This is a genomic window from Labrenzia sp. C1B70 (genome assembly GCF_000475395.1).
Classification (GTDB): domain Bacteria; phylum Pseudomonadota; class Alphaproteobacteria; order Rhizobiales; family Stappiaceae; genus Roseibium; species Roseibium algicola.
Map to the genome: position 1 here is coordinate 184,925 of NZ_AXCE01000034.1, position 20,849 is coordinate 205,773.

Consider the following 20,849-nt stretch of genomic DNA (forward strand, 5'->3'; position numbering starts at 1 on the left):
CCATATTGGTGCACGAGGAAGGCAGACAAGTTTGTGCGACTGTCGGCATCGGTGATGCTGAGCAAATGTTTCCGTGTTAAAAAGCTGGAAGCGCTAAGAACGGGGAAAGACGAGCCCGCGGTATGAAATTTTTGGTGAAGTTTTTTGGCTACCTGTTCGGAATCGGTGCGATCTTTGCGCTGCTGATTGCCGCCGGGGTCTGGATGTACCTGCAGGACCTGACGAAGGATCTGCCGGATTATACGGCCCTGAAGAACTATGAGCCACCGGTCATGACGCGTGTGCATGCCGCTGACGGTAGTCTTATGGCCGAATACGCGACTCAAAGGCGCATGTTCCTGCCGATCCAGGCAATCCCGGATCGCGTCAAGCAGGCGTTTGTCGCAGCCGAAGACAAGAATTTCTACACCCACATCGGTGTTGACCCGGAAGGCATTGCCCGTGCGGCGGTGCGTTTCATCCAGAACTATGGGTCCGGTCGTCGTCCGGAAGGTGCTTCGACCATCACGCAGCAGGTCGCAAAGAACTTCCTCTTGTCCGATCTCGTGAGCGAAGAGCGTGAACGCCGTTCCGCCGCGTATGAGCGCAAGGTGAAGGAAGCGGTCCTTTCCCTGCGCATCGAGCAGGCCTACACCAAGGACGAAATTCTCGAGCTTTATCTCAACGAGATCTATTTCGGCTTCGGGGCCTACGGCGTCGCAGCCGCTTCGCTGATCTATTTCGACAAGTCGGTTCACGAACTGTCGCTTGAAGAAATCGCCTATATGGCAGCGCTGCCGAAAGGTCCGAGCAACTATCATCCTTACAGGAAGACAGAGGCCGCCATTGCGCGCCGCAACTACGTGATCGACCGTATGATCGCAGATGGTTACGTAAGCGCCCAGGATGGCGAGGAAGCCAAACAGAAACCGATTGTCGTCAAGCCGCGTGAAACCGGATCTCGCCTGTTTGCCGCCGAGTACTTCACTGAGGAAGTCCGCCGCGAAGTGGCCGACATCTTCGGCGACAAGCGCCTGTACGAGGGCGGGCTTTCGGTGCGATCGACGCTTGACCCCGAAATGCAGAAACTGGCCCGCAAGTCGTTGATGGACGGTTTGATTGCCTTCGATCATCAGCGTGGCAGCTGGAATGGCCCTGTCGACAAGATCACCCTTGGTGCCGACTGGGGCATCGATCTGGCCAAGGTGGAAGCCCTGAGCGATCTGCCGGAGTGGAAGCTCGCAGTGGTTCTGGAAGCCGGCGGCGAAGAGGCCAAGATTGGCGTTCAGCCGGAACGGCAGGTCAGTGGCCAGCTTTCCGAAGAACGCAAGACCGGCCCGTTGTTCCTGAGCACCATGAAATGGGCCCGGGTCAAGGGCAGGGCACCGAGCGCCGTTTCCGATGTGCTGACGCCTGGCGATGTTGTTTATGTTCAGGAAAGCCCGGTTGCGCCGGGAACCTATGAACTTCGTCAGATCCCGAAGGTGTCGGGCGCTCTGGTGGCGATGGATCCCTATACCGGCCGTGTCCTTGCACTTGTCGGTGGTTTCAGCTTTGCACAGAGCGAATTCAACCGTGCAACGCAGGCCTACCGGCAGCCTGGATCGTCCTTCAAGCCATTCCTTTACGCTGCCGCTCTCGACAACGGTTACACGCCGTCTTCCGTGATCATGGACGCGCCTCTGGAAATCAGCCAGGGCCCGGGTCTCGGCACGTGGCGCCCGCAGAACTACGGCGGCAAATTCTACGGTCCGTCGACCCTGCGCACAGGTATCGAGCTGTCACGGAACGTCATGACTGTTCGGCTCGCTCAGGACATGGGCATGCCGCTGGTCGCAGAATATGCGAAGCGTTTCGGCATCTACGACAACATGCTTCCGGTTCTGTCCATGTCACTTGGTGCGGGGGAAACCACCGTGCTGCGGCTGACCACCGCTTATGCGACCATCGCAAATGGCGGCAGGAAAGTTCGACCGACGCTGATCGACCGTATTCAGGACCGTTACGGCCGTACCATCTACAAGCATGACAGCCGTATCTGTGACGGCTGTACGCAGGATGTGTGGGAAGGCCAGGACGAACCGACCCTGATCGACGACCGCGAGCAGGTGCTTGACCCGATGACTGCCTATCAAATCACATCGATGATGGAAGGCGTGGTTCAGCGCGGTACGGCAACGTCCGTTCGTGCGGTTGGTCGTCCGGTCGCCGGCAAGACAGGTACCACCAACGACGAAAAAGACGCCTGGTTCATGGGCTTTACGCCGGATCTTGCGGTCGGCGTGTTTGTGGGCTTCGACAATCCGAAACCGATGGGCCGCGGGGCAACCGGCGGTCAGGTGGCGGCGCCGATCTTCACCGAGTTCGTCAAGACTGCTCTGGCCGACAAGCCGCCGGTGGAATTCCGTGTACCCAAGGGTCTTCAGCTGATCCCGATCAACCGCCGCACCGGTCTTAGAACCGCTGCCGGTGATCCGGGTTCGATCCTGGAAGCCTTCAAGCCGGGTATGGCCCCGCCGGACAGTTACTCCGTCATCGGGTTCCAGGACACAATGGGAGTTCCGACTGCAGTTTCTCCGGAAGCGCAGCAGGCCGTTACGGTCGGCACAGGCGGTCTTTACTAACCCGCCTTGCCTAGCAGGGGCTGGCCGACTGTCGGGTCATCGCGAGATCCTTTTCGACGGTTTACAGCGAAGTCCTGCTTGGGTAATGTCCCGCTCCAATTCTCGGCCCGGTGCCTCTTGCAGGAGACCGGGCCGCTTCACATCAAAAGCGAGGTATCCGATGCGCGCCGAAATGGAAGCGATCGTCGATGAAATCAAGCAGGCCATAAGCCTGCTGAGGAGGCATCTTTGACTGGGATCAGGCCGTCGTCCGACTGGAAGAGCTGAACGCCCTTTCCGAAGATCCGAACCTCTGGAATGAGCCGTCCAAGGCCCAGAAGCTGATGCGCGAGCGTCAGCAGCTTGATGACAGCATTGGTGGCATCAAGTCGCTGGAGCAGGACCTTTCCGACAATATCGAACTGATCGAACTCGGCGAAATGGAAGACGACAAGTCCGTCATTACCGATGCCGAGGAAGCGCTTCGTGGTCTCAAGGGCAAGGTCAACCAGCTGCAGCTCAATTCGCTGCTGTCCGGTGAGGCCGATGCGAACGACACGTACCTGGAAATCAACTCCGGTGCCGGTGGTACCGAGAGCCAGGATTGGGCGTCCATGTTGCTTCGCATGTACCGCCGGTGGGCGGAAAAGCGGGGCTTCAAGGTCGAAGTGCTGGAATATCATGACGGTGAAGAAGCGGGCATCAAGTCTGCGACCTTGCTGATCAAGGGCGAGAATGCCTATGGCTGGCTGAAGACCGAATCGGGCGTGCATCGCCTCGTGCGGATTTCGCCCTATGACAGCAACGCCCGCCGCCACACCAGCTTCTCCAGTGCCTGGGTCTATCCGGTGATTGACGATTCCATCGAGATCGACATCAACGAGAGTGATTGCCGCATTGATACCTACCGCGCCTCCGGTGCAGGTGGTCAGCACGTCAACACGACCGATTCCGCCGTGCGTATCACGCACCAGCCAACCGGTATCGTGGTGCAGTGTCAGTCCGAGCGCTCACAGCACAAGAACCGGGCAACGGCCTGGTCGATGCTGAAGGCCCGCCTTTATGAAGCGGAGCTGAAGAAGCGCGAAGAAGCGGCCAACGCAGAAGCTGCCTCGAAAACCGACATCGGCTGGGGGCACCAGATCCGCTCCTACGTGCTTCAGCCCTATCAGTTGGTCAAGGACCTGCGCACGGGCGTTGAGAGCACGTCTCCGGGCGATGTTCTCGATGGCGATCTGGATGAATTCATGGAAGCTGCGCTGGCACAGCGCGTCTTTGGTGGAGATCCGGTCGAAGTCGCCGATATCGACTAAAGGCACAGTGGAAAATACAAATGAAAGCGGGGCCATTCGGCCCCGTTTTTTTGTTTCGGCCTTTTTCACCCTTCAAAGGTCGAGTGCCGAGAAGCGATCGCCTGCCGCCAGGAAAGCTGCCGGATTGCCGGGCTTGTCATGCCGGCGGATCTCGTAGTGGAGATGTGGACCTGTGGAGCGACCGGTGGAGCCGACATTGCCGACGAGATCGCCCGCCAGAACATGGTCGCCTTCCGATACCTGGATGCGGCTCATATGAGCATAGCGGGTGACAAACCCGTTCGCATGACGGATCTCCACCATCTTGCCGTAGCCACCGTTACGTCCCGCGCTGATCACTGTGCCGGGTGCCGTTGCGAATACGCGTGCGCCGTAAGGGGCCTTGAAGTCGATGCCAGTGTGCATGGCCAGCCGGCCCAGGAACGGATCAACCCGAGGACCGTAGGTGCTTGACACGGAGCCGTTCCGGACCGGCCGTTTGATCGGCAGACGCAGTGCGGTAAATTTCACGCGTCGCAGTGTGTCCAGGGCTGTGTTTGCGCGGTCTAGGCGGTCTGGAAAGTTCTCGTCGTTGATCGGCTGGAACGGGCCGCCGAGGGAGGTCTTTTCACGCAGTGTGGCGTTGAGTCCGGGCGTGATAGAACGCGTGATGCGGAGGATGTCCTCAATACGGCCTTCCGTCGCGATGGTGATCGCATCGACGGCCGCCGTACTTTCTTCGTCCATCATGGAGATGTCGGCCTTTACCGCGTCGAGGGCAGCCTGTTTCTCAGAGTTTTTTTTTACGTCGGTATCCGGCGTTGCGGTATCGGTTGCCGGCTGCTGCAGAATAGCCAGAGGATCGAAGGATCTTGTGGAACCGTCGCGCAATCCCAAGGCTTTTACCGGTTCTTCGATCAACTCGCTTTCGCCGCCGATTGCAGACTTGTCGCTACCATCCAGGGAAGCGAGGTTACGCTCGTCGAGCGAAGGTTTCTCCGGGGGCAGGGGCTTGTCGTTGCTAAGGTAGATACCGACGCTTTCCGCCCTGGCAACCAGGTCGGCCACGATGGCATGGCGCTGATTGAGGTCTTGCTGCCGGCGCAGAACGTCCATTACCTGGATCTCGACGGTTTCCCTGTCGACCATCTGGCGGCTCGTCAGATTTGCAATCTCGGTACGCAGGCGGTCGATGTGGTCCTGATACTCCAGCACCAGCTCGGTTCTTTCAGCGCTGGCCTCGGCCATCATGTCACTGCGCAGGGCGTAGTAGCCAATTGTGCCTGCAACCGCCAAGGTTGCCGTCACGCAGCCGATTGCACCGCAAATAAGATGAACCGGCCTTACACTGTACGTGGTCGTCTTCTCGCCCTTTTCCAGAACCGGATGATGTGGCTCTGTCCGGGGGGCTTGATAGGTCCGCGTCGATTCTTGGCGCTGTTGCATTGTCACTCAGTCACTGCCTGCATTCTGCAAAAGATCTGAGCCTGATTAGAATTTGGTAAGGTTAATAATTCGTCTTCACGGTTGTGAAATTTATCCGATGAGAGGCGCAAGAGGCTAGTAAAAACCGGGAGTTAGTCCGGCTTCGGACCGCGCGCGATCGTTGAAGGGAGGTTTTAACGGACCCCTGAAGTGACGGCGCACGTAGGTGTGGAATGCCGACTCAGGCCTGATTCCCTGCCGGTCACACAGAAACCGGAACCACTTTGCGCCAAAGGCGACATGGTTTTTCTCGTCCCGATAGATGATGTCGAGACATTTGGCGGTGTCTTCGTCATCGATTTCGCGGGCTTTTTCGATCATCGGTGGCGTGATGTCGAGGCCTCTTGCCTCGAGTACCAGCGGGATGATGGCAAGGCGGGCAGCAAGGTCGTGTCCGGTGTCCTGCGCTGCTTGCCAGAGACCGTCGTGGGCAGGCAGGTCTCCGTAGGTGGCGTCCAGTTTCGCCAGGCGCTCCTGCAGCATGGCAAAATGCTTGGCTTCCTCAAGCCCGACTCGCACCCAGTCGTCATAGTAGGACCTGGGCAGCCTGACGTGCGCGAAGCGTCCGATCAGATCCCATGTCAGGTCCACTGCGTTGAGCTCGATGTGTGCCAGGGAGTGAATCAGGGCAAGGCGGCCCGCCTTGCCCTTCAAGCTGCGTTTTGGCATGTCTCGCGGTGCAAGCAGAACAGGTTTTTCCGGCCGGCCCGGCCGATCCGGCATCGCACCATCTCTCGAGGGAGATCCGAGAGCGAGTTCACGCTGAAACCAGGCCCTGGAGACAGCATAGGCAAGCCGCACTTTTTCGGCTGTATCGGAAGCGCACACGATCGCTCGCGCTCCGGCAACCAGAGTGTGCGGCAAGTTGTTCCTTCCGGTCACCATCCTGGTGCTGCCGGTTGCCGTTTCCAGTGGGGAACTCACAGGGCCCGCGCAGCCTCAAGAACGGCATCCGCGTGCCCTGGAACTTTCACCTTGCGCCAGACTTCGGCGATCTTGCCGTCTGCACCGACGAGAAAGGTGGTGCGTTCCACACCCATGTATTTCTTGCCGTACATGGATTTTTCCACCCAGACCCCGTAGGCCTCCGCGACTTCCTTTTCCGTGTCCGCCCCCAGTCTGATCGCCAGATTGTGCTTGGCGATGAACTTGTCGTGTTTGGCGGCTGTGTCAGGCGAGAGCCCGATAATGGTCACGCCAAGTTTGGCGAATGCATCGGACTGTTCAGTGAAGGCAATAGCCTCCTTTGTGCAGCCCGGCGTGTCATCCTTGGGATAAAAATACACTACGACGGGTTTTCCTTTGAGGGCGCTCAGCGACACCCTGTTGCCGCCATCACCTTCCAGTTCGAAATCCGGTGCGACATCCCCGACGGCCAATTCGCTCATCATGCCTTCCTTCTGTCAAAGTTTGTGCGTTAATGCCGGTTTCCGGCTGCGTCTACAATGGCTGCGGTCGCTTTTAGCAAAGCTTTCGCAGTATCATCAATCGCTCAGCGACTCGTCCGGAGCTGTAGTGAGGTAACCCGGCGCTTTGCTCCGAACCCGAACCCAAGCGCCTGTCTTACGCATGCAGGCGAAAGATTGGATTGACGTATTTGCCTAAAACCGGCGGATCTCAGGACACGGCCAAAGTGACGCCGAAAAAACGCAAGCGCTTGCGCTACGTCGTCGCCGCCGTTCTGGTTGGTCTTGTTGCCGGCATCGCCATTCTGTTTGCAACCGGGCCGGTGCACATTCCGCTTCTAGGCAGCCTGCTGGCCTATCAAGGCACCCGAGGGCAGGTTGAACTTTCCATTGGCAGCGCAAGTGTCGATTTTACTGCGCCGGACGGCATCAATATCCTGATTTCGGATGCCAGGGCGGAGATCGCCGGTGGGTCACCTGTAAGCATCAGTCTTCCTGAACTGACTGCGCCGCTGAACAGGGATGCACTGCTCTCCGGGAAGCTTCATTTTTCGTCTCTAATCCTGACAAGGCCCCATGTGCGGATTGTCCTAGCTGGCGGGCCGGCGAAGTTTCCGGAAATGGGGCCGCTCATGGAAGCCGTCGACAGGGTCAGCGATGTAGTGGACGACCAGTTTGCCCGCCGAGGCCTCAGCTTCGTCAAGATCCGTGACGCTTCTTTCGAGTTGGCCGGTTCCATCCCCAGACGATACCGAGGCATTGACGCGGACATCCTGCGTGACGACAACCGCTCGATACGGGCCTTCGCGCGAGTTGCCGGCAATATCTCCACCTGGAGACTGGAGCTGGCGCGCAACGCCCCGCCGGGTGCGAATGCCAAGAGCATCGGGGTCGTGGTCAACGGAATCACCCTTGCCGAACTGCTGGGACCAAACGCAAAATCGGTGCAGGGCAAGGGGCTGGGACTTCCGGCCTCCGCCAAAATCGAAAGCCGACTGACAGGCGATGGCAAGTTCGTCTCCGCCAATGCGGTTGCGCGTGTGCGCAACGGCTGGTTCCAACTTGGCAAGACACTGGTCGCATTTGACGATGCAGCACTGTCCCTGTTGTTCGAGGCGGGACAAGACGCAATTGAAATTACCAGTTCGCACGTCATTCGCGGCAATTCACGCATCTTCTTCACGGGGTCTGTTTCGCCGGTTGCTGGTGATAGTCCGGAGTGGCAGATCAATCTGGATTCGGAATATCCGCAGTTCGGTTCAGCCGATGTTCCCGAAGAGCCGCATATGCTGGACGGCGTCCAGATTCGTGCGCGTTTCGATCCGCTTGAAAAATTGCTCTCCGTCGACCGCTTCACGGCTCGCTCGGGCAAGGCCGTCGTGCATGGTGTCGCCTCGCTGCAGATTACACCGGAAGGACCTTATCTGGCGCTGGCCGCTGATGGGGAGTTGATACCGGTTGCAGTGGCAAAGCAGCTCTGGCCGATCACGCTTGTGCCGCCGGCGCGCCGCTGGATCATCGAGCGCCTGAAAGGCGGCTTGATCGAGACCGTTTCCTATACGGGCGCGCTCCGCCCGCCGGCATTTGATCCGCGGGATCCGGACCCGGGCTGGGCTGGGGACGACATGCGCCTGGACATGACGTTTTCCGATGGTGCAGTCACGCCTGTTGGGGACGTTCCGCAGATTGATGGCCTCGACGGTACGCTCACAATTGAAAACGAGACACTGACCGTGACTGCGACAGGCGGAACGGCGACGGCCTCAAGTGGTGGCGAGGTTACCCTGCCGGATGGTGTCTTCGCGATCCAGAACCTGCCTTTGCGGGACGGCAAGATGGCAAGCGTGAAGACCCGCATGGAGGGATCGGCGAGCGACCTTGGTGCGATGGTCAACAGTGCGCCTTTCCGCGTGCTTGACCGGGCTGATCTCAAGAATGATGGCGTCGAAGGGGCGGGAGATCTTGAAATCACGGCTTCGTTTCCCTTGGGCAATGAAATCGATCTTGCCGATATCGACTGGCAGGCGACAGGCCGTCTGACGAATTTCTCGGACAGCAATCCGATCATGGGGCACACGGTGCGCAAGTCGGATGTTGCGCTGGAGGCCAACAAGGATCAGGTCGCGATTACCGGCAAGGGGATACTCGACGGATTGCAGGCCGATATCGATCTTGTGGTGCCCTTGGGCGAATCCGGTGTTGCGGCACGACAGGATGTTGTTGTTGCGCTCAACGCGAAGCAGCTGAAAGAGAAGGGGGTGGATCTGACCGCCTTTCTCCAAGGCAACATGACGTTGAGCGTTGCAAAGGTCAGCGACGGACAGGAATTCGTCATCGACCTGAAACAGACGGATGTCCGGCTGCAGGCGCTCGGCTGGCAAAAAGCCAAGGGTGTTCCCGCAACGGCGTCTTTCAAGCTGGTTGAGACGGACACACAGCGCCGTGTGAAGGACTTCAAGCTGGTATCAGAGGGCGTCGATGTTGCCGGTTCGATGCAACTGTCGATGGCCGGCGATCTTGTCAGCGCATCGTTCAAGACATTCAAGCTGCGCCCTGGCGACAATGTCGAAGTCGATATCCAGAAGGCGACAGACGGACGCTATGACATCATCTTCGCCGGATCTTCCTTTGACGGACGCGGCCTGATCAAGAGCATGCGGAGCCCCGGTGGCAGCAAGGGAGCCGGTGATTTTTCGGGCGGTGCAAGAATTGCCGCCAATATTGACCGTGTCACCGGGTTCAATAATCAGGCGATCGAGAAATTCTCGGGCAAGATCGATACCGGTGCCAAGGGACTGGTCTCTGCGGACTTGAAGGGACTTGTGAACGGTCGTGCGAATTTCGAATTCACGGTGACGGACCAGGGCGGCACGCAGGCGGCAATTGGCCGTTTTGCAAACACAGGCGCAACACTGCGTTTCCTTGACCTCTACAAGCGTATGCGCGGTGGAACCGGGGTCCTGAATGTGGCGATGGCCGACGAGAACAGCTGGGTCGGCGATTTCAACGTGCGCTCACTGCGGATCACGGAAGATCCGGCCATTCAGCGTATTCGCGAGCAGAACCGCTCAAATCGCATCCCTGACGGGCGTGCGATCAATACCAACGAAGCTGCGGACACCGCCAGTTTCGAAACGCTGGATATCAATTTCTCACGGGAAGGCGAATTGCTGACCATCAGTCGCGGGGCTCTCCAAGGCAACGCACTGGGAGGAACTGTCAGTGGCTCGGTGGATCTGTCGCAGCAGACGCTCAACCTTACCGGTACCTTCGTGCCGATCTACGCTCTCAACAATTTCTTCGCCAAGATCCCGCTGTTGGGCTTTGCGCTCGGCGGCAATTCCGGAGAAGGCCTGATCGGTGTGACCTATCGCTTGTCTGGTTCGGTGTCCGACCCGGTGCTCTCGGTCAACCCGATTTCGGCGATAGCGCCGGGCATTTTCCGCAAGATGTTCGAGTTTCAGGCGAACTGAGCAATCGCACTAGCCAATGTCTGGCGGACCAGGTTGCTGCCGAAGGCCTTTGTTCCTGTCACTCTAATTGCCGAACAAAAAAGCCGGGCGGTGCCCGGCTTTTTATCAGTTCTGGAGTGCTTCAACTCAGACCGGCTTCAGGAGCACGTGCTTTTTCTTGCCGAGCGACAGTTTGACGATGCCGTCACCGGTCAGGTCAGCAAGCGTGATCTGGCGCTTGTCGTCCTGCTCGCCCTTGTCGTTGATCTTGACCGCGCCACCCTTGATGTTGCGGCGGACGTCTCCATTCGAGGCGCACAGGCCAGCACTCACGAATGCGGATAGCACACCTATGCCGGCTTCCAGTTCGGCCTTGGCAATTTCTACCGTTGGCAGGCCTTCGGCGGATTGGCCTTCTTCAAATGCCTTGCGGGCGGTCTCGGCAGCAGCTTCAGCGTTTTCCCGTCCATGGATCAGGGCAGTCGCTTCCGTTGCCAGTATCTTCTTGGCCTCGTTGATCTCCGAGCCTTGCAGTGCCGCAAGACGGGCGATTTCGTCCATTGGAAGAACTGTGAAGAGCTTCATGAAACGCTCCACGTCGGCGTCTTCCGTGTTGCGCCAGTACTGCCAGTAGTCATAGGCAGAAAGCTGCTCTTCGTTGAGCCACACAGCGCCTGCGGCAGTCTTGCCCATCTTTGCACCCGACGACGTGGTCAGAAGCGGAGAGGTGAGGGCAAAGGCTTCGACTTCTGCCAGACGGCGAACGAGATCGGTGCCGGACAGGATGTTGCCCCACTGGTCGGAGCCGCCCATCTGTAGCCGGCAACCGGTGCGACGGTAAATCTCCAGATAGTCGTAGCCCTGCAGGAGCATGTAGTTGAATTCGAGGAAGGACAGATGCTGTTCGCGTTCCAGACGCAGGCGCACGCTGTCGCGCTGGATCATCTGGTTGACCGAGAAGTGCCGGCCGATATCGCGAAGGAAGTCAACGTAATTGAGCTTCAGAAGCCAGTCCGCATTGTCCAGCATGATGGCGTCTGTCGGGCCGTCACCGAAGGTGAGAAGTTTTTCGAAGACCTTGCGGATGCCGGCCTTGTTGTCCTCGATCAGCTCTTCGGTGAGCATCTTGCGGGATTCGTCCTTGCCGGACGGATCACCGACGCGCGTGGTGCCGCCGCCCATGAGGGCAATCGGCCGGTGGCCGGTCTTCTGAAACCAGTGCAGCATCATGATCGGCACGAGAGACCCGGCATGAAGGCTCGGTGCGGTGCAATCGAAACCAATGTAGGCCGTTACGGTTTCTTTCGCGCAAAGCTCGTCCAGGCCCTTTGGGTCCGAGATCTGATGAATGAAACCGCGTTCTGAAAGAACGTTTAGAAAGTCCGATTTGAACTCGCTCATAGTCGCCTGTCCGTCCGTCTTGTGTGCCTGCCGGCATTCCTGCGGTCGTGCTCTAGCGCGTGCCGCAGGACTTGTAAATTGCGCCTGCCGGAAAATCAGGACGCTGCAGCGCTCTGCCGCTGGTTAGTTGCCGACCTGGCCGTTGGCGCGCACCTTCACACAGACGAATTTCAATTCGCCCCCCTCCCAGGCAAGGCGCATGCCTTCCGAGAGTGTCCGTGGAACGGCTTCGCTCAATGCAGCCTGACATTCCGCTTCATCCTGAAAAGTGCCTTCATCGGCGACCGGCCAGACATTGGGACCGCTCAAAAGCTGAATGGATACGGCCATAATCACCCACATGGATAACTCCTACTTATTTGTGAGACCCCAGGTCCCCAACGTTTTCCCAACACACTCCGGCACACACTCTGGCGAAAGTGACGCAGCGTGATCACAGTCACAGCCAACATAGCAGGCGGCGCCTACATTCAATTCATCAGCAGCGCAACGAAAGCCGCTGTTCAACAATTGAAAGGAGCCGTCATGTTTCGCAAGTTTGCAATAGCCGCCGTCGCAGTCGCCACCATGGCAACCGCTGCCGTCACCATTACCCCGAACGAAGCTCATGCCAAGAACCGTCATGGTGGCGCGATTGCTGCAGGTGCCATCATCGGCCTTGCTGCCGGCGCTATCATCGCCTCCCAGGCTCAGCCGCGCTACTACCAGCCGGTCCGCTGCCAGAACCGGCCAGTGACCCGCTGGAGCCCTTACCATGGTCGGTATATCGTCGTCGGATACCAGCGCGTCTGTTACTGATCTCATCCACAGCACAAGCGAATGGCCTCCTTCGGGAGGCTTTTTCGTCTTGAGATTTGGTTGAACCTCCTTTTCAACACGGGACAGTGAAATTATTCGTCCGGTGTTCCATGTCTTCCTTTCCCTCGCTCTCTCCCACTCGCGTTCATGGCCTCATATGCGGCACTCTGGAACCCGGCCCCCTGAATACCTTTGCGGACATCGATGGTATTGCGGTTGGGCACAGAACCGTGTGCGAGGGCGACCTCAGAACCGGTTTCACGGCAATCGTGCCGCACCCGGGCAATCTCTTTCGCGAGAAACTTCCTGCCGCCGTCGAGGTGATCAACGGCTTTGGAAAGAGTGCTGGTTTGATACAGGTCGATGAACTCGGGACGCTGGAAACGCCGATCCTTCTGACCAACACCTTTGGCGTTGGAACCGGTGTGAACGCGCTCATCCGCAGGGCAATTGCCGAAAATCCTGAAATAGGCCGTTCCACAGGCACCATCAATCCTGTGGTGATGGAGTGCAATGACGCCTACCTGAGCGATATTCAGGCAATGGCCTTGAGCGAAGCCGATGCGGAAGCGGCTCTGAAGGCTGCAGGTTCGACGGTGGAGCAGGGCAGTGTCGGGGCAGGGACGGGCATGAGCGCGTTCGGCTTCAAAGGCGGTATCGGTTCGGCCTCGCGCGTCTTTGAACTTGGAGGCCGTCAGCACAGACTTGCCGCCCTGGTGCTTGCCAATTTCGGTCGCCCCGGAGACCTTGTCCTGCCGGATGGACGCAGACCGCATCCCAAGGAGGCGCAGCATAGCGAAGAACGCGGTTCGGTCATCGTTGTTCTGGCGACTGATGTGCCTCTTGAAAGCCGGCAACTGAAACGCATTGCCCGCAGAGCCGGGGCGGGTTTGGCGCGTCTGGGTGCCTACTACGGCAATGGAAGCGGCGATATCGCGCTTGCCTTTTCAACTGCCTGCAAGATTGCCCATTTCGAGGAGGGCGATTTCATCGTTCGCGATATTCTCAAGGAAGACAAGATCGATGTCCTGTTTCAGGCAGCAGCTGAAACGACGCAGGAGGCTGTACTCAATGCGATGATTGCGTCTCCCGCCATGCGTGGGCGGGGGCGTAGCAAACGGCCGTCTCTTGCCGATTGGCTTGACGGGCGCGCCTAGGTCGCTCGCGATTTTCTCGTGGGGCTTGTCAGGCTGGCCAAGGCTGCTTGTGGAATTGTCGGTGGTAACCAACTCACTCTTGCGCTGAGACATGGAAAGCGGGCTGCTCGGAAAACAAAAAGGCCGGGCAAATGCCCGGCCTTTCCGCATGTTTGAACCCGAAGGGATCAGACAGAGTAGTACATGTCGAATTCGACCGGGTGCGGGGTCATTTCGAAACGCTCGACTTCTTCCATCTTCAGTTCGATGTAAGCGTCGATCTGGTCGTCGTCGAACACGCCGCCGGCTTTCAGGAACTCACGGTCTGCATCGACTGCTTCCAGTGCTTCGCGCAGGGAGCCGCAAACGGTCGGGATTTCTGCAAGCTCTTCGGCCGGAAGGTCGTAGAGGTTCTTGTCCATCGCGTCGCCCGGGTGGATCTTGTTCTTGATCCCGTCGAGGCCGGCCATCAGCAGGGCGGAGAAGCAGAGGTACGGGTTCGCGGACGGATCCGGGAAGCGAACTTCAACGCGCTTTGCCTTCGGAGAAGCTGTGAACGGAATACGGCAGGAAGCCGAACGGTTACGCGAGGAATAGGCCAGCAGAACCGGTGCTTCGTAGCCCGGGACCAGACGCTTGTAGGAGTTGGTCGACGGGTTGGTGAAGGCGTTCAGGGCCTTGGCGTGCTTCAGAATACCGCCGATGAAGTACAGGCAGCTTTCCGAAAGGTCGGCATACTGGTTGCCGGCAAAGGTCGGCTCGCCGTTGTTCCAGATGGACAGGTGGCAGTGCATGCCGGTGCCGTTGTCACCGAATACCGGCTTCGGCATGAAGGTGGACGTCTTGCCGTAGGCATGTGCGACCTGGTGGACGACATACTTGTACTTCTGCATGTTGTCGGCGCAACGGGTCAGGTGATCGAACTTCATGCCGAGTTCGTGCTGTGCAGCAGCCACTTCGTGGTGATGCTTTTCTGTCGGAACGCCCATTTCGGCCATGACGGACAGCATTTCGGAACGGATGTCCTGCGCGCTGTCGATCGGCGGAACCGGGAAGTAGCCGCCCTTCGTGCGCGGACGGTGGCCCAGGTTGCCCGTTTCGTACTCGGAACCCATGTTGGACGGCAGTTCAGAGCTGTCGAGCATGAAGCCGGTGTTGTACGGGTCTGCAGTGAAGCGGACGTCGTCGAACATGAAGAATTCAGCTTCCGGGCCGACGAAAATGGTGTCGCCGAAGCCGCCGGACTTCACGTAGGCTTCTGCCTTCTTCGCGGTCATGCGCGGATCGCGGTTGTAGCCTTCACCGGTGACCGGGTCGACGATGTCGCAGAAGATCGCCATGGTGGACTGTGCGAAGAACGGGTCGATGTGTGCGGAATCCGGATCCAGGATCAGCATCATGTCGGACTCGTTGATGGCCTTCCAGCCTGCGATTGACGAACCGTCGAAAGCGACGCCTTCAGCGAACATGTCTTCGTCAACGAGTACTACGTCCATGGTGACGTGCTGCATTTTACCCTTAGGATCGGTAAAGCGCAGGTCGACGAATTTCACGTCTTTTTCCTGAATCTCCTTAAGGATTTCAGCGGCAGTGGTCATAATGTCCATCCCTTTAGTTTTTCATGTGAACGGTTGGGTACTGTTCCGGCCCGGCAGAGTGTCTTAAATTTGGCTCCGTTGCGTGGGACCGGAATTCGGATTGCCGGCGAATGCCGGAATGGGTGGGTCAGATAGCGTCTATGCCGGATTCACCGGTACGGATACGGACTGCTTCTTCGATATTTGAAACGAAAATCTTGCCGTCGCCAATGCGGCCTGTTTGCGCAGCGGATCTGATTGCGTCAACGGCTTTCTCGACCATGTCGTCGCCAAGTACAATTTCCACTTTCACCTTCGGCAAGAAATCCACGACATATTCAGCGCCGCGATAGAGTTCCGTGTGGCCTTTCTGACGGCCGAAGCCCTTGGCTTCCGTAACGGTGATGCCCTGGAGACCGACCTCTTGCAGAGCTTCTTTGACCTCGTCCAATTTGAAGGGTTTGATGATCGCTTCGATCTTTTTCATCACCTTGTGTCTCTCTCCACTTTTAAGGCCGGATAATTTCGGCGTGCCCTTTTCCGATCCTGCGGGACAAAACGACCCGGTCGGGCCCGGAAGGGACCGTTGCAAGCTATAAAGCACGATGTGTGCCAAACGGCCATGACAACCCGTAAATTTTACCCGCGCTGGGAAATCCGCCACTAAAAGCGGCAAATTCCAACAGCGGGGTGGTGGTCAGTCGCCTATCCCATTTGTCATATGATCACAAAATAAGCAAAGAGCCTAAAAAATAGGCTGAATTTTAGCAATCGGATGAGATTGCCCTGCTCAGTGGTTGCATGAATTTGCACAATCTCAAGTCAATCGACAGCTCCTGCCGGAGCTGCCGGGGGGCGTTGCTCCGATGTACGGGTAGTTCCTGGCTGATTTCCGGAATGAGGAACCATCCCCGCCCTTACGCGTTGCAGAAGAACTGGAATATGGAGACGGCTATGCTTTTCTACGCTTTGGCTGTGGTGGCCATTGCTCTCGTCGCGGGTTTGTTCGGGTTTTTTGGAATGGCGGGCATGTCGGCTTCGATTGCACAAATCTTGATCGGGCTGTTCCTTGCAGTTTTTGTGCTTTCCCTGATTGCGGGCATGCTACGAAGGTAGTCACGAATATCCTGGACCCACGAAACGCCATCGGGGTTCGCTTCTTTTGAGTTTAATGTGAGGTTATCCGTGCGCAGGCTCACATGGCATAACGCCAGCCAGTCTGATGAGCAGCTTCGAGAATATCTCATTCTCGCATTGCTTCGTTCGCGTGCCTGCGTCACCTTGCAGGACGACGCGCTTCAATACCTTTATATCGCGAACCTGCCTCACATATGGTCGGTGCCCGAGGGAGAGACCCCGAAGGATGAAACGGTCTTCGGTCATTCCGTGGGCAGGCAGCTCGACGACGCCAAGAAGACAGTGCTGGAGACGGGGCGTTCGGAAAAGCTCGAGGTGATGGCTGAAGGTGGCCACGTTTTCGAGATTCACATCGAAACGATTGCCGGTGTTGAAGGCATCACCCAGGTGCTGACAACCGTTGTCGATGTTACGGAAAGCCGCCGACGAGAGCAGGCGCTCAAGGATTTGCTGCTGGAAGTCAGTCACAGATCGAAGAACCTTTTGGCTGTCATCCAGAGCCTGGCAGGTCAGTCCGCTCGCTACGCCGGGTCGCTCGAGCAGTTTCTTGCCGAGTTTCAGGGGCGGATCTTTTCCCTTTCAAATTCGCAGGATCTTGTGACGGAAGCTGACTGGTTCGGTGTTCGCCTGTTCGATCTTGCCCGGGCTCAACGCGCGCTTTTTGATTCAAAGCGGGTCATTCCCATCTCCATGACGGGCGAAAACCCTTTGCTGACCCCCAATGCTGCGCTTTACATCGGCCTGGGCTTGCATGAATTGATCGCCGCCACACTGGACGTCGGCTGGGCTTCTGCCGACGAGGGAATATTGCTCACCTGCAAAACAGTGATGAGGCAGGGCCGGTTGTGCCTCGTTCTCAACTGGAATGCAGGAGAGAGGGGCAGGTTAGACACCAAAAAGGCGCTTGCCGCAGGTGAAGCAGATGGTGACAGAACCGCATTTTCCGCCTTGCTGCTCGAAACCGTGCTGCCGCAATCCCTGAGCGGGTCTGCCGAATTGAGGATCTCCCCTGACGGAATAGATTACAGCATGGTGTTTCCGAAAACTGAGTACAACGTTCGGCGGGAAGTGGGTGAAGACCTGCTTCGGGCTTAACTTCTGCGTTCAAATTCTTCACTGCTTGCAGTAACTCATTCGGCTGGTCGGCGGTTGTAGAGCGTTCTCGGAATGGTTGTTTTTAAATACTTCAATGAATATTGAAATTAACAAATGTTATGATGATATTTTGAAATTTGTTGTTGGTTCTACAAGTGATTTTTGTTGCTTGCATCGTGAAAACTTCCTAATTCTGTTGTCCCCATACCTTCTTCCCGGATCAGGCCCGCGGCGATGAAAAGACACATTCCCCTTCTTGTGTTCGTGATAAGTGCCGCTATTGGCCTGTCGCTGACCTACGTCATTCTGGACAGGGAGCGAGCGGTTGAGCGGCGGGAATTCGAAATACTCGCAGAAGAGGCTGTCGACCGGATCCGCGGGCGCACCGAGCAGAACTTTTCTCTCATTGCAGCCACGCATTCGTTTTTCGAAGCGGATGGCGGAGCCATGTCGAGGGCCAAATTCCAGAGCTTTGCCCTTGGCCTGTTCCTGAAGGGGCATTTGTCCGGCATGCAGGGTATCGGCTTTGCCAAGCTGATGCAGACCGGCAGGGAAGATGAAGCAAGCCTGGCATTGCAGCAGAATTACGAACTGGACCGTCAGGTCTGGCCCGAGACGGACCAGGCGCATCGTACCCCCATCATACTTCTTGAGCCGCTGGACCTGCGAAACAAGGCTGCACTCGGCTTCGACATGTTCAGTGACGAAACCCGCCGCAAGGCCATGCTGGCGTCCGCAGACACCTTCACAGTCAAGGTATCAGCCCCTGTCATGCTGGTTCAGGAAATCACGGAGGAGAAGCAGACGGGATTCCTGGCGTATCTCCCGCTGGCAAGTGAAGAGGAAGCTGCCGGAGAAAAACTGAACGGCGCAGAAAGCATCCAGGGCTTTGTCTATGCGCCTTTCCGTGCCGGGGATCTGCACAAGGCTGCCCTGACTTCTCCGACCCCGGTACCGGTTCTTGTCAACACGACCGACGTGACGGACGAGCAGCCGGAGCACCTGTACACCTCTGAAGACTATGAGGCGCGTGCCGCGGAAGCTGAAAATCTCGTGACACGGCAGATAGAAGTCGGTGGACGAATTTGGGAAATCTCCGTTATCGAAGCCGCTTCAAAGGACAACGCCTTTCTTTATTGGCGTACCTTCATGCTCGGGTCGATATCTCTGCTTTTCTCCGCTGCGCTCGCGGTTTCGATTCGCTCCCGCCTGCGGGCGAGAGAGGCCAATCAGCGCCTGAAGGAAATGTCTGAAAAGACGATCCAGGAAAAGGATCTGATGCTTCAGGAAATGAAGCACCGGATCAAGAATTCAATTGCACGCATTCTCGCGATTGCTCGCCAGACCGCCGGGGCCTCCGAAAGCCTGGAGGAATTCAATGATTCGTTCAGCTCTCGCCTGCAGGCCATGGCGAATGCGCAGGATCTGTTGACCCGGTCCAGGTGGTCGAAGGCGGACTTGAAAGCATTGCTTCTGCAGGAACTGGAGCAGGTCTTTGGTGAGGGGGCAAAGGGCATCAAGCTTGCAGGACCGGCCGTTCAACTGAACGAGACCGGCACCCATGCACTTGGTCTGGTGTTTCACGAGCTTGCGACGAACGCGATGAAATATTCCGATGTTTTTGCTGATGACGGACGCTTCGAGGTTATCTGGAAGGTCTTGCCGGCCAAAAAAGGCAAGCAACTTGAGCTCGACTGGCTTGAGGAGACCGGAAAAGTGATTGAAGCTCCGAAGAATTTTGGCTTCGGCAGCAGGCTCATGGAAGCGCTGGTGGCTGGTGAGATGAATGGCAAAATCGATCGGCAGTTCACCGAGAAGGGTGTCGCCATCCGTATTTCCGTTCCTCTGGTTTGAGAACCGGCTGCTGGGCCATGATTTGCCCGAGTGCATTCTCAAGCGCCGTTTGAACATGGAAGGGACTGCCTAAAAATGAGCCAGCATGGCACGGCCCTGGATTATGTGTTGCTGACCCCGCAGGAGATGGCGAAAGCCGATCGACTGACCATTGAGGGGGGCGTTCCAGGTATCGAACTCATGGAGCGGGCCGGCCAGGCTGTGGCACGTGCTGCGGCGCGGATGGTTCCGGCTTCAGGTCGGATAGTCATTCTCTGCGGTCCCGGCAACAATGGCGGTGACGGTTTCATTGCGGCGCGTTGTCTGGCTTCAGCCGGATACGGCGTTGATGTCAGGTTGCTCAAAGCGCCCGATGCTCTGAAGGGGGATGCGCTTGAAGCCTTTCGGCGCATGGGGCTTTCTTATGCACTTTCCGTTGAAGACGATCATATCGCGAGCGATCTAGGCGCTTTATTAGATGGCGCCGATCTGATCGTGGATGCTCTCTTCGGGGCAGGGCTGGACCGCGCTTTAGGCGGAGCCGCCGAAGCTTTGGTGAAAGCTGTCAACAAGTGCGGCGCATCTGTTCTTGCGGTAGATCTTCCATCCGGAGTTCAGGGCGCAGAAGGTGTTGTCTGTGGTGAGGCTGTCAGTGCGCAAGAGACGGTCACGTTCTTTCGGCAAAAGCCGGGGCATTTGCTTTATCCCGGTCGTCAAGCCTGCGGCAGGGTTACAGTTGCGCAGATTGGCATCGATGCAACCGTTCTCGATCAAATCGCTCCCGATACTTTCATCAATGGGCCGGACCTCTGGCTTGACCATTGGCCACAAGTCGCGCCGACCGGTCACAAGTATTCCAAAGGGCATGCGGTTGTCTTTGGCGGTCCGGTCACGGCAACCGGTGCTGCGCGGTTGTCGGCCGGCGCTGCGCTGCGGGCGGGGGCGGGGCTCGTAACATTGGCGTCACCGCCGGATGCGCTTCTGGTCAACGCAAGCCATCTGACGGTGGTAATGCTGAAGAAGGTTGCCTCTGAAAACGGTATTCGCGATCTCTTGTCGGACAAGCGCCTCAACGCGGTACTGATCGGTCCGGGCTATGGTGTTGGTGAAAAGACCCGATCTGCGGTAGCGGAGATCCTGGACTGTAACCGGGCAAGCGTGTTCGATGCCGATGGTCTGACGAGTTGCGCCGTCGATCGCGCTCCGTTTTTCGAAAGCATCAGGTCGCATAATGCGCCGGTCGTTCTGACGCCGCATGAGGGAGAGTTTGCTCGCCTTTTCCCGGAACTTGCAGGTAGCAAGCTGACCCGTGCCAGGGAAGCAGCACGAATGTCCGGCGCTGTCGTGATTCTGAAGGGGCCTGACAGCGTTGTCGCTGCGCCGGATGGGCGTGCGGCAATCAATTGCAACGCACCTCCATGGCTTGCAACGGCCGGGTCTGGTGATGTGCTTGCCGGAATTGTAGTCGGTCTGCTTGCGCAGGATGTGTCCGGCTTCGAGGCGGCCGCAATGGCCGTCTGGCTACATGGCGAAGCTGGCCGGGAGGCCGGGCCGGGGTTGATCGCAGAAGATCTTGAGAGTGCCCTGAAACCCGCGCTTCGCGCACTTGTGGAGAAATCCGATTTACGGTGAGGCAGGGCACTGCTTTTTCCTTT

The 20,849-nt window shown here is 57.7% G+C and carries 16 protein-coding genes; 9 read left to right on the top strand and 7 right to left on the bottom strand.

All coding sequences use genetic code 11. From position 1 onward, the window contains the following. Window positions 1-131: 131 nt before the first annotated feature. Window positions 132-2,603 (top strand): penicillin-binding protein 1A, encoded by a 2,472-nt coding sequence (locus tag Q666_RS55500; protein WP_035909305.1) that lies wholly within the window; start codon window positions 132-134, stop codon window positions 2,601-2,603. Window positions 2,604-2,763: 160 nt separating this feature from the next. Beyond that, window positions 2,764-3,895, top strand: a protein-coding gene (prfB, locus tag Q666_RS55505) for a peptide chain release factor 2 (protein WP_139314079.1) whose coding sequence is annotated in 2 segments (ribosomal slippage) — window positions 2,764-2,829 and window positions 2,831-3,895 — 1,131 coding nt in all. Because the reading frame shifts where the segments join, the coding sequence is not laid out codon by codon here. Between the two features lie 72 nt (window positions 3,896-3,967). On the opposite strand, the gene Q666_RS55510 is transcribed toward prfB, so the two are convergent. The 3 genes from Q666_RS55510 to bcp form a co-directional block, all read right to left on the bottom strand. Beyond that, window positions 3,968-5,320 carry a M23 family metallopeptidase gene (locus tag Q666_RS55510; protein WP_022998406.1) on the bottom strand — a complete coding sequence of 451 codons (1,353 nt, stop codon included), beginning with the start codon at window positions 5,318-5,320 and terminating at the stop codon, window positions 3,968-3,970. Between the two features lie 114 nt (window positions 5,321-5,434). After that, on the bottom strand, window positions 5,435-6,244 hold the full coding sequence (locus Q666_RS55515; protein ID WP_022998407.1) for a ferritin-like domain-containing protein: 810 nt from the start codon (window positions 6,242-6,244) through the stop codon (window positions 5,435-5,437). A 35-nt stretch (window positions 6,245-6,279) separates the two neighbouring features. After that, window positions 6,280-6,747: a thioredoxin-dependent thiol peroxidase gene (gene bcp, locus Q666_RS55520; protein ID WP_031268401.1), complete on the bottom strand. Its 468-nt coding sequence runs from the start codon at window positions 6,745-6,747 to the stop codon at window positions 6,280-6,282. A 245-nt stretch (window positions 6,748-6,992) separates the two neighbouring features. Between bcp and Q666_RS55525 the strand changes: the two genes are divergently transcribed. Further along, window positions 6,993-10,238 carry an AsmA-like C-terminal domain-containing protein gene (locus Q666_RS55525; protein WP_022998409.1) on the top strand — a complete coding sequence of 1,082 codons (3,246 nt, stop codon included), beginning with the start codon at window positions 6,993-6,995 and terminating at the stop codon, window positions 10,236-10,238. A 126-nt stretch (window positions 10,239-10,364) separates the two neighbouring features. Here Q666_RS55525 and tyrS read toward each other — a convergent pair whose 3' ends face one another. Together tyrS and Q666_RS55535 are read right to left on the bottom strand one after the other, a co-directional pair. Next, window positions 10,365-11,618, bottom strand: coding sequence for a tyrosine--tRNA ligase (gene tyrS / locus Q666_RS55530; RefSeq protein ID WP_022998410.1), 1,254 nt, complete (start codon window positions 11,616-11,618; stop codon window positions 10,365-10,367). Window positions 11,619-11,741: 123 nt separating this feature from the next. Then, window positions 11,742-11,960 (bottom strand): hypothetical protein, encoded by a 219-nt coding sequence (locus tag Q666_RS55535; RefSeq protein WP_022998411.1) that lies wholly within the window; start codon window positions 11,958-11,960, stop codon window positions 11,742-11,744. A 183-nt stretch (window positions 11,961-12,143) separates the two neighbouring features. Here Q666_RS55535 and Q666_RS0133830 point away from each other — a divergent pair, with 183 nt between their 5' ends. Then, window positions 12,144-12,416 carry a hypothetical protein gene (locus Q666_RS0133830; protein ID WP_031268405.1) on the top strand — a complete coding sequence of 91 codons (273 nt, stop codon included), beginning with the start codon at window positions 12,144-12,146 and terminating at the stop codon, window positions 12,414-12,416. Window positions 12,417-12,526: 110 nt separating this feature from the next. Continuing rightward, a complete protein-coding gene (locus tag Q666_RS55540; RefSeq protein ID WP_022998413.1) occupies window positions 12,527-13,573 on the top strand; it encodes a P1 family peptidase in 1,047 nt (348 codons plus the stop codon). A gap of 167 nt (window positions 13,574-13,740) precedes the next feature. On the opposite strand, the gene glnA is transcribed toward Q666_RS55540, so the two are convergent. Further along, window positions 13,741-15,150, bottom strand: a complete 1,410-nt coding sequence (gene glnA, locus Q666_RS55545; RefSeq protein ID WP_031268406.1) for a type I glutamate--ammonia ligase — start codon at window positions 15,148-15,150, stop codon at window positions 13,741-13,743. 127 nt (window positions 15,151-15,277) lie between these two features. Continuing rightward, window positions 15,278-15,616: a P-II family nitrogen regulator gene (locus Q666_RS55550; RefSeq protein ID WP_006934743.1), complete on the bottom strand. Its 339-nt coding sequence runs from the start codon at window positions 15,614-15,616 to the stop codon at window positions 15,278-15,280. Between the two features lie 467 nt (window positions 15,617-16,083). Here Q666_RS55550 and Q666_RS0133835 point away from each other — a divergent pair, with 467 nt between their 5' ends. The 4 genes from Q666_RS0133835 (at window position 16,084) to Q666_RS55565 (ending at window position 20,826) form a co-directional block, all read left to right on the top strand. Next, window positions 16,084-16,245 carry a DUF1328 family protein gene (locus tag Q666_RS0133835; RefSeq protein ID WP_031268407.1) on the top strand — a complete coding sequence of 54 codons (162 nt, stop codon included), beginning with the start codon at window positions 16,084-16,086 and terminating at the stop codon, window positions 16,243-16,245. 69 nt (window positions 16,246-16,314) lie between these two features. Then, window positions 16,315-17,361, top strand: a complete 1,047-nt coding sequence (locus Q666_RS55555; RefSeq protein WP_152533419.1) for a sensor histidine kinase — start codon at window positions 16,315-16,317, stop codon at window positions 17,359-17,361. Window positions 17,362-17,595: 234 nt separating this feature from the next. Further along, window positions 17,596-19,215, top strand: a complete 1,620-nt coding sequence (locus tag Q666_RS55560) for a CHASE domain-containing protein (RefSeq protein ID WP_022998417.1) — start codon at window positions 17,596-17,598, stop codon at window positions 19,213-19,215. 75 nt (window positions 19,216-19,290) lie between these two features. After that, complete coding sequence (locus tag Q666_RS55565) at window positions 19,291-20,826, top strand: bifunctional ADP-dependent NAD(P)H-hydrate dehydratase/NAD(P)H-hydrate epimerase (protein WP_022998418.1); 1,536 nt, start codon at window positions 19,291-19,293, stop codon at window positions 20,824-20,826. Window positions 20,827-20,849 lie beyond the last annotated feature (23 nt).